Source organism: Priestia flexa NBRC 15715 (assembly GCF_001591565.1).
Classification (GTDB): domain Bacteria; phylum Bacillota; class Bacilli; order Bacillales; family Bacillaceae_H; genus Priestia; species Priestia flexa.
On sequence record NZ_BCVD01000033.1, the window covers coordinates 25,391 to 31,544 of the forward strand.

Here is a 6,154-nt window from a genome sequence, read left to right on the forward strand (position 1 = left end):
GTTAAACTATAAGATGTATTTTATGAGCCACTTTCCTAGGGGAACGTCTCTTAATTCGTTTTTGGTAAAAATGCTGCTTTTGATAATTAAAGCTAAATAAAAAAGGCCACCAAACATAACACCTGATAGTGCAATACCCACATTTAATCCTCTACTGACTGAATGTGCATCTAGTATACCATTCATTGTCCACAAATACCCTCTTAATACCATTACCATTAAGAGACCGACTGCTATAATTTTTACCGCATGACGAATGAGCTTGTTTTTTGGGCCAAGTACTTTATACAAAAATATGCTGTTCATAACAGTAATAACTAAGAAGCTAATAGCAGACGAAATCGCGGCCCCTTCTGTGTACATAATAGGAACAAGCCACAAATTAAGCAGGATTTTGATAACCACACCGATACAAATGGCGTATGCAGGTGCTTTCATTCGACCAATCCCTTGCAGTACAGCGGCTATAGTAGCAGATATCGTTGTAAAAATAACGAGCATACTTAACATTTTAAGCACTTGCGAACCTTCAATGTTCCCGTATAACATGTGGTTAATTGGTTCCATTAAGCCCGCTAGTCCACAAGATGCACCGACACCAACAACCAACGAAAGCTTGATTGAAACGTTAACCTTACTTTTTACAAATGCCCAATCATTTTGAGCGATAGCTGAAGATATAACCGGAACAAGTGAAAGTGAGAATGCTGTTCCAACAACCGTTCCAAGCTGAATTAAAGGCACGCCTCGGTCATAAATACCTTTCATTCCCTTAGCTTTTTCAGCGTCAATTCCGCTTGTCAGAAGAGAAGGATATAAGGTAAAGGAATCAATCAGTTGAATTAATAGCAACCCCATCCCACTAATACAGATGATTATGCCTTGAATGGCTACCTTTTTTAAAATAGGAACTGCCCCTGTAAACGTTTGTTTCGAGAAACTCCATGTAGTAACTACACGACTTCGAAATAAAAAGAAAATGAGTACCATTAATGAAAAAGTAATACCTACAACTGAACCAAATATTGCGCCTGCGCCTACTATATAAGGACTGTAGTTATTTTTAACGAGCAGAAAAGATAACAGTAAAATTGTTGCTACGCGAAGCGTTTGTTCTGATACTTGAGACACAGCTGTTGGGAGCATTTCATTTAACCCCTGATAGTATCCTCGAATGCTTGCGACAAATGGAACAAATAAAAATGAAAATGAAATAATTTGAATTAATAGCGTTAACTCTTTATCTCCCATTAAGGTCGCAATATTCTCTGCAAACCCATACTGAATACCGAACAGCATGAGGCTTAACATGCTCAAAAACACAAAACTGACTTGAATAACCTGGATAGCTTGTTTTTTTTCATTATTCGCCACATGTTCTGAGACCAGTTTTGAAATAATGACGGGAAATCCATACGTGCTAATTTGTAAGATAATCCCGTATAAAGGATATACTTGTTGATAAATATAAAACCCAACATCACCTGCAATATGATGATATGGAATTCGGTAACTAGCGCTTAATATCTTTGTAAAAAGACCAGCTAAGGTTAAGATAACAGCGCCATTTAGTAACATTAAAACATTTGATTTCTTCTGCATTATGACACCTTTCGTATTATACCAATTCTTTATGATGACCTTGCAATATCAACCTCTAAAGGCATATGCAGTTAACCTGGTATTGTAAGACTTTTATATTATAGCACGTTCTCATTGCGTGCTCTTTATGTGTTTTACAGAAAAAACCACATAGAAAAAAGACAGCAGTTCTGCTGTCTTTTCATAGATAAATTAAAATAACATTGATTAGATCTGTCGCTTATTGCTCCATTTGACGAGATAAGAAACCTGCAGCAGTTTCAGCCGCTTTATGCTCTACTTCACCAAGGGATTTCTCTTTTGAGAAGAGAATTACCGCTCCAATCGGGTCTCCATTCGCAATAATTGGACCAATTGTATAAGATGAAATTTCTTCTTCATGCCCATCAACAAACTCTAAGCTTTTGCCTTCTTTCACTAAAGTTGAGCTTCTACTTTCCATTGTAGATTCAACTAGAGAACTAATGTTTTTATTTAAATACTCTTTTTTTGAAATACCTGCAATAGCAATAAATGTATCGCGATCACAAATTAATACAGGATGACCTAGGCTATCGTAAAGAGCCTCACCATATTCTTTAGCAAAATCACTTAACTCGCTGATTGGTGAATACTTTTTCAAAATGACTTCTCCATCACGATCAACAAAAATCTCTAATGGATCGCCTTCACGAATACGGAGCGTTCTTCGAATTTCTTTTGGAATTACGACACGCCCTAAATCATCAATACGACGAACAATACCTGTTGCTTTCATTGATTAAAGCCTCTCTTTCATCTGATGATTAAAAATAGTAGGTGAATGAGTGAAATAATTCATTAATCATTCACCGGTGTTGAGGTTAGTATTCGTTACTATGCAACTTCTATTCACCAACCATCTCTTTTTTGTTAAAAAGTTCCCTTTTTCTCAAAAAACAAAACCATTTGTCGCTGACAAATGGTTTTGTTTTTTAATTTGGAACTTGTTCCTTCTTAACTTTTGCTAAATCACGCGTTAAATGGTGAACAATTTTCAGCCATTCTTTTTGTGCAAGTTCTTTTGTATTAATAACAACCTTCACTTTTTTACCTTCCATACCTAGGCTGACCATTCTGCCAAACTCATTACCTAACATAAATAATTTTTGACCGTCTACAGTAGAGCTAGCTTCTTCAGATAATAAAATCGTAACGTCTTGCTTTGATTGAGTAATGGATTCCACTAGGTTCGTATTGGCATATACTTTTATTTCAGCTACCGTAAATAAATGCATCACTTCAACTGGATATTCACCAAAACGATCAATCATCTCATCTTGTAAGTCTTGAATATCATCAAATGTTTCAATAGCACGGAAACGCTTGTACATTTCAATTTTTAAACGCCCGTCTGTAATGTATTGATCCGGTATATATGCGTCTAGGTCTAGATTAATTTCAACCTGTATTTTCTTTTTCTGCTCATCTGTGCCGCGTCGTTCTTCAATGGCGTCTTTAAGCATTTGAGAATATAAATCAAAACCAACTGAGTCAATAAATCCATGTTGTTGTGCACCTAGAAGGTTTCCAGCCCCACGAATAGATAAGTCGCGCATCGCAATCTTAAACCCTGAACCAAGCTCGGTAAACTCTTTAATTGCTTGTAGCCTTTTCTCAGCGACTTCTGTCAATACTTTATCTTTGTGGTATGTGAAATATGCATACGCAACGCGGTTAGAACGACCTACACGCCCTCTGAGCTGATACAGCTGCGATAATCCCATTTTATCTGCATAATTAACAATAAGCGTATTAACATTTGGAATGTCAACACCTGTTTCAATAATTGTCGTACTAACTAACACATCATATTCGCCTTCTAAGAAGCTTAAAATAACAGCTTCTAATTCCGTCTCATTCATCTTACCATGAGCATACGTTACGCGAGCATCGGGTACTAACATCGAAATCTCTTCAGCTTTCCTCTCAATATCTTCAACCCTATTATATAAAAAGTATACCTGGCCATCTCGCGCTAGTTCACGCTCAATTGCTTCACGTACTAATACAGGATTGTACTCTACTACATACGTTTGAACTGGAAAACGATTTTCAGGCGGCGTTTCGATGACTGATAAATCCCTTACACCTAGCATTGACATGTGCAGTGTACGTGGAATTGGCGTAGCAGTCAGCGTTAGCACGTCTACATTTGCTTTCATTTGCTTAATTTTCTCTTTATGAGTTACACCAAAACGTTGCTCTTCATCAATAATTAGTAGTCCTAAGTCTTTATATATCACATCTTTTGATAATAAACGATGGGTTCCAATTACGACGTCAACCGTACCGTCCTTTAAACCTTTAATTGTTTCTTGCTGTTGCTTTCGAGTTCTAAAGCGACTTAAGAGCCCAATATTAATCGGATAGTCTTGAAACCTTTCTCGAATCGTTTCAAAGTGCTGTTGAGCTAAAATCGTTGTTGGCACGAGTATTGCGACTTGCTTACCATCTGTGACCGCTTTAAAAGCAGAACGAATAGCGACTTCCGTCTTCCCATACCCAACGTCACCGCATAGTAAGCGATCCATTGGACGCTCTTTTTCCATATCCTTTTTGATTTCTTGGATAGAGCGCAGTTGATCTTCAGTTTCTTGGTACGGGAATGAAAGTTCAAATTCACGCTGTAGGTCTCCATCTGGAGAAAAAGCGTATCCTTTGCTGGCTTCACGCTCTGCATACAGTTTAATTAAATCGTCAGCAATATCTTGGACAGAAGATTCTACTTTACGCTTCACTTTCTTCCAATCATTACCGCCTAGTTTGTATACTTTTGGCTCTTTGCCTTCGGAGCCAACGTATTTTTGCACTTGGTCGATTTGTTCAACAGGAACATATAATTTATCAGAGCCTTCATATTTAATATGGATATAGTCTTTATGATTTCCATTTATCTCAAGAGTTTCCATACCTAAATAGCGACCAATTCCGTGATTCACGTGTACGACATAGTCGCCAACATTTAATTCAGAGTAACTCTTAATACGCTCTGCATTAGATAGTTTTTGGCGTCTCTTTGTCTTTTTTACACGCTTTTTAAATAGTTCCTCTTCTGTTAATACCGCTAGCTTTTGCATTGGAAGTTCAAACCCAGCCTGAAGATCCCCTTCAATGACTTGAACAATCCCTGGCATTAACTGGCCATCGCCGTCTAAAATAGCTGCTTCAATATCATAATCAGCTAATACACCCTCTAGTTTGGTAACTCTCTCACGATCTGCTCCAAGCATAACAATTGTGTAGTTTGCTTTTTTCCATCGTTCAATTTCGCCTTTTAATAAATTCATCTGCCCATAGAACTGCTGCATTTGCTTATATGAAATAGTCACGATATTTTGTGGATTTGTATATGAAACATGTTTTAGAAATAACGATGTGTAAATTAGCTGATGTGGCGTTGATTGAATTAATCCTGCAAGCGGATGCGAAAGCTGTACATCTCGTACAACCTGACCTTGTCCCAGCAGCTCCGTTACCCATTCGCCTTCTTCACTATCAAGTTGTTCAGACGTCTCTTGGATACGAGTGGTCTCATCAAAAAAAACAACTCCACCTTCTGGAAGATAATCTAGCAAACTAGCGGGCTGTTTATAGAACAGAGACAAATACTTAAACATATTGTCTAATGTTTGTCCTTGTTTTAGCTGTTCAATTTCCCCTTGAATGTTTTCAATCAGCTTTTCCTTTATTGCTTTATCTTTTACTTTGGCTAAACTATCACTTAAACGCTTTTCAAGTTCCACTGTTCCATCTTTTAACTCATCCTCTGAGAAAATAAACTCTGTAGCAGGTCCAATACTAATTTTATCTAACTGCTTTTGAGAACGTTGATCTTCAAGCGTAAAAGTACGAATAGAATCGATTTCCGTATCAAAAAGCTCAATTCGAACAGGAAGTTCCTCTGTCAGTGGGTAAACATCAATAATTCCCCCACGTACGCTAAAATCTCCTGGAGCCGAAACCATTGACACTCGTTCATATCCCAACTGAATTAACTTTTGCAAATAGTGGTCAACATCAATATCATGACCGTTTTGAAATATTAACTGAGTTTGTTCCCACCTAGCTTTAGGTGGAAGAATTTTTCTTACTCCTGATACAGTGGTTACAACAATACCAGATTGTTTATGGCTCCAATGGTTTAATGCTTCAATCCTTTGTGCTTTTAACTCTGGGCTAGCAATTCCTACTTCTGTTGCTACAAGATCATTAACTGGATAGAGAAACACATCTTTGTTCGGTAAAAGATGTACTAAATCTTCATACACCTTTTGAGCCTGAAATAAGTTATGAGTAACCACTAACAACGGATAACCTTCATTTTCATTCAGTAGCCCCATTAAAACTGAACGTGCTGAACCAGAAATTCCCGTTATTAATTGTTCTTTTAGACCTTCTTTTAAGCTATTAACAATTGTATTTATTTCACCATTTTCAACGAAACGTTGTATAATCCCTCTCAAGGAATTCCCTCCTCCCATGTTGCTATGTAAGTAAATAGAAAAACGCTTTGGTATATGGGACTGACCCC

Annotated in this window: 3 protein-coding genes; all 3 read right to left on the minus strand. The window is 37.3% G+C overall.

Going from position 1 to position 6,154, the window contains the following annotated elements:
- Positions 1-6 precede the first annotated feature (6 nt).
- On the minus strand, positions 7-1,602 hold the full coding sequence (locus tag BFL01S_RS07875) for a putative polysaccharide biosynthesis protein (protein WP_061785377.1): 1,596 nt from the start codon (positions 1,600-1,602) through the stop codon (positions 7-9).
- Between the two features lie 220 nt (positions 1,603-1,822).
- Positions 1,823-2,359, minus strand: a complete 537-nt coding sequence (gene spoVT, locus BFL01S_RS07880) for a stage V sporulation protein T (protein ID WP_025909831.1) — start codon at positions 2,357-2,359, stop codon at positions 1,823-1,825.
- Positions 2,360-2,555: 196 nt separating this feature from the next.
- Positions 2,556-6,104 carry a transcription-repair coupling factor gene (gene mfd / locus BFL01S_RS07885; RefSeq protein WP_412762059.1) on the minus strand — a complete coding sequence of 1,183 codons (3,549 nt, stop codon included), beginning with the start codon at positions 6,102-6,104 and terminating at the stop codon, positions 2,556-2,558.
- Between the last annotated feature and the right edge of the window lie 50 nt (positions 6,105-6,154).